The sequence below is a fragment of the Kitasatospora sp. NPDC093558 genome, from assembly GCF_040683475.1.
GTDB lineage: Bacteria > Actinomycetota > Actinomycetes > Streptomycetales > Streptomycetaceae > Kitasatospora.
This window is the reverse complement of record NZ_JBFBDY010000679.1, coordinates 1-3,208: the sequence shown is the minus strand read 5'-3', so window position 1 is coordinate 3,208 and position 3,208 is coordinate 1. Positions and strand designations below refer to the sequence as shown.

At 70.3% G+C, this 3,208-nt stretch carries 4 protein-coding genes and 1 pseudogene; all 5 read right to left on the bottom strand.

All coding sequences use genetic code 11. From position 1 onward, the window contains the following. Positions 1 to 31: 31 nt before the first annotated feature. A complete protein-coding gene (gene cas2e, locus AB0O00_RS33615; RefSeq protein WP_331744407.1) occupies positions 32 to 310 on the bottom strand; it encodes a type I-E CRISPR-associated endoribonuclease Cas2e in 279 nt (92 codons plus the stop codon). After that, positions 307 to 1,329: a type I-E CRISPR-associated endonuclease Cas1e gene (gene cas1e, locus AB0O00_RS33610; RefSeq protein WP_363658311.1), complete on the bottom strand. Its 1,023-nt coding sequence runs from the start codon at positions 1,327 to 1,329 to the stop codon at positions 307 to 309. Before cas1e ends, cas2e begins: the two co-directional genes overlap by 4 nt. A gap of 3 nt (positions 1,330 to 1,332) precedes the next feature. After that, positions 1,333 to 2,094 (bottom strand): type I-E CRISPR-associated protein Cas6/Cse3/CasE, encoded by a 762-nt coding sequence (gene cas6e, locus AB0O00_RS33605; RefSeq protein ID WP_363658309.1) that lies wholly within the window; start codon positions 2,092 to 2,094, stop codon positions 1,333 to 1,335. Positions 2,095 to 2,098: 4 nt separating this feature from the next. Then, positions 2,099 to 2,950, bottom strand: coding sequence for a type I-E CRISPR-associated protein Cas5/CasD (gene cas5e / locus AB0O00_RS33600; protein WP_363658307.1), 852 nt, complete (start codon positions 2,948 to 2,950; stop codon positions 2,099 to 2,101). Next, positions 2,950 to 3,208, bottom strand: a pseudogene (locus tag AB0O00_RS33595) (type I-E CRISPR-associated protein Cas7/Cse4/CasC); the annotation flags it as partial. The gene cas5e and the pseudogene AB0O00_RS33595, both read right to left, overlap by 1 nt.

Sequence of the window (3,208 nt, the reverse complement as noted above, 5' to 3'; positions counted from 1 at the left end):
GTGCGGGGCCGACACTTCATGACCTGCGGGTTTAGCGGCGTGAGCGGGCCGAGAGAATCAGTCCGTCGAAGTCGACGGGCTTCCAGCGGTCCTTGCCGGCGGTGCGGACAGTCCAGCCCTGTTCGTTGGTCGCAGGTTCGACGAGGACGGCTTGGCCGTCGCCGATGCGGGTGGCGAGGAGGTCCCAGAGGCGGTCGCGGATGCGGCGGCTGGGGGTGCCGACGAAGACGCCGGCGTTGACTTCGACCATCCAGCGGGTGAGGTGGCCGCGTAGGCCTTCGGGTGCTGCAATGAGGATGATGACGGTCATGGGCTGCTCGTGTCCTGGTTGAACTCCGGGCCGATGATGGCCAGATGCTCATCGCCCATTCCCGGGTCGGAGACAGTGGCCGTCGTGGGGCCTTCGGTGTCCGACCAGTTGACGCCACCTTGTACTGTGCCGACGCGTTCGTCCCAGAGTTCGTTGACCTCGAGGTCGGGCATGTCGGTGCCGTCCGGGCTCAAGAGTGCCTTGACGTCGTGGACGATGCGGCCCAGCAGCTTGTCCTGGGCGATCCGGTCGCGCAGGCCGAGGCGGGCGTCTCGTTCCTCGGTGTGGCCTTGCTTGGCAAGGTCGAATGCGAGGGGGATGGTGTATTCGGCCTTGTAGAGGTCGGCGATGTCGAGGACGAAGGACGTGGCCAGTCCGGTGTGGACGAAGCCGAGGCCGGGGCTGGCGCCCAGACCGGTGATGACGGCGTGGCAGATTCCGTAGAGCGCGGCGTTGGCGGCCGACAGGAGGCGGTTGAGGTCGTCGCCTGCGGCGTGGGCGTCGCCGGCCTTGTAGACGCGGCCGTTCCAGGGGACGGCGGTCCGGCGTGATTCGGCCTGGTAGAGCTTGCGGATACGAGCGCCTTCGCGGCCGCGCAGCTGTTGCATGGTGGCGCTGCTGACGTCCTCGCCCGGGTACCGCATGCGGTACATGGCCCGTGCGACGGCGAGGCGTTCCTTGGTGCGGCTCACCAGCCAGGCTTGGCGGTTGAGGAGGCTGGCGCCACGGCTGGGGCCGAGGCCGGCGGCGTACATGCGCACGCCCTGCTCGCCGACCCAGCACATGGTGGTGCCGGAGTCGGCGAGCAGGTTGACGGCGCCGTGGGTGATGCGGGTGCCCGGGCCGAGGAGCATGACCGCGACCATGGCGGCGGGGACGCGCACAGTCTCGCGTTTGTTGATGACGACGACGGCGTTCTCGTCGCGGTCGATGTGGCTGCGCTCGACGTAGACGCTGGAGACGCGGTCGGCGAGGCGGTGCAGGTCGTGGGGGTGGGCTTTCCACCAGATGTCGGCCATCGGTCAGCGGTGTCCGGTGGGTAGCGGAGCGAGGGTGAGCAGACCGCAGCCGTAGGCCTTGGAGGGGCCGATGCCGCCGAGGAGGGCTGCTTGCAGCAAGCCGGGGTCGGTAATGCGCAGGTGGCCTTCGAAGGTGGCGGTGGTGAGGGTGACGGAGGTACGAGTACCGGGCTTGGTAAAGGTGGTGCGGCTGCGATCGGTGATGCGGACCTCGCGGGGAGCCGACGGATCGCTGGTGGGCGTGTCAATGCCGGGGGCCGGGTCGTCGGTCCGAGCCTCGGGGAGGGTGAATCCCCAGCGGTGGGTGCGGTCCAGGAACCAGGTGAGCTGCTGGGCGGCGGTGCGGTGGGCCATGCGGTAGGAGCGGTGGTGGAGTTCGGCGGCGGTCTTGGTGCGGTGCGGGCTCGCCTTTTCCGGCTGGGAGGTGTTCTGGACGGGGCTGGCCTTGAGGTGGAAGGCGAACTCGCGCCCGATGGCAAGCTCGGCGAGCAGCGGACTGTAGTCGCGGATCGCGTAATGCTCGCCTTCGGCGTCGGGCCATCCGGCCTGTTCGACGATGTGCGTCCAGTCCGGCTTGGAGGGGGTGAGGACGAGCAGCATGGGGCGGCGCGCCTGCTCGGCGTCCAGGCGCCACAGGATCCGGTCGCCGGGGACGTTGTCGGGGATACCGGCCATGACGGCACCGTGCAGGGAGCGGGGGTTGGCGAGCAGGTTGCGGCTCGCAGCGCGCAGGGGGTTGATGCGGACGCGGGAGAGGTAGGTCATCGGGTCACCAGCCCAGCAGTGCGAACGGGTCGTGGGTCGGACGGGCACCGCCGGCGGTCGTGGCGGATGGGGGCAGGCCAGTGGGGACGGTGAGCCAGGCGTGTCGGATCCGCCGAGTGGTGAAGCCGCGTTCGCGGGGAGCGAAGGACAATGGGACGTCCTGCAGGGTGTCCTCGCCGGACAGGTCGTCGAAGGTCGCGGCCAGGTCGATGAGGTGCGGGGAAGACGCCTCCGGGCCACGCTGGGCCCGTCGGCGGTAAGTGGCCTTCGCGGCCTCCCCCGCCTGCCACGGCTCTTCGGCGAGGACGTCTACGAGGGACCCGTTGCGCACCGTGCCGAGGGCGATCGGCTGCATGGGGACACAGGAGCGCCGGCCGAGGGCGAGCGGGAAGGCCGGGTGGCGGATGGCCTCGGCGAGCGTCGTGACGAGGGCAGCCGGGCCTTGGACGGCCGCGACGAACACCGCGTCCTGCAGGTAGTAGCGATGGGTGACGTGGGTGTCCTTGGCCGGGGAAGTCGGCTTCTGGAGGCCCTTGGCGTTGACACCGGCCTGCGGCAGCGGCCTGCCCCGGTAGTCGCTGGCGGTGTGGTAATCGCGCAGCAGGGTGCCGGGTTGATCGATGCGCACGCCCAGGCGCAGACCGACCAGGTCGGTGATGTCCGCTTCGCGGGGACGGCCTGCGGCGGCGGCGAGCAGGCCGACCACACCGGACTTGGTCGGCTGGGGCGGGGTGTCGCGGCGGTTGAAGGCGCTGCGTTCGCCCCAGGACTGCAGGGGACCGGCAAGGCGCAGCACGAGGACGGCCTGGTCCTGCTCGTGCGACGGGGCCGGTGCGGGGGTGAGGTCGACGGGCATCAGTTGCTGTTCACCCGCTCGGTGAGGGCGGTGCGCAGACTGTCGCGCAGCTCGGCGAAGGTGCGGTTCTTGCCGAACGCCTGCTCCAGCTTGCCCCCGGTTTCGTCGGTGTCGTCGGCGAGGGTGTGGCAGACGGCGACGTAGAGCGGGGTGTCGCCCCACTGGTCGGTGGCGGTGGCGAACTCGGTGGCGAGCCGGCGCGCTGACTCGGCGACGATGCCTCGGCTGGCCGGGACGGGGTTCTCGTAGGCGGAGACA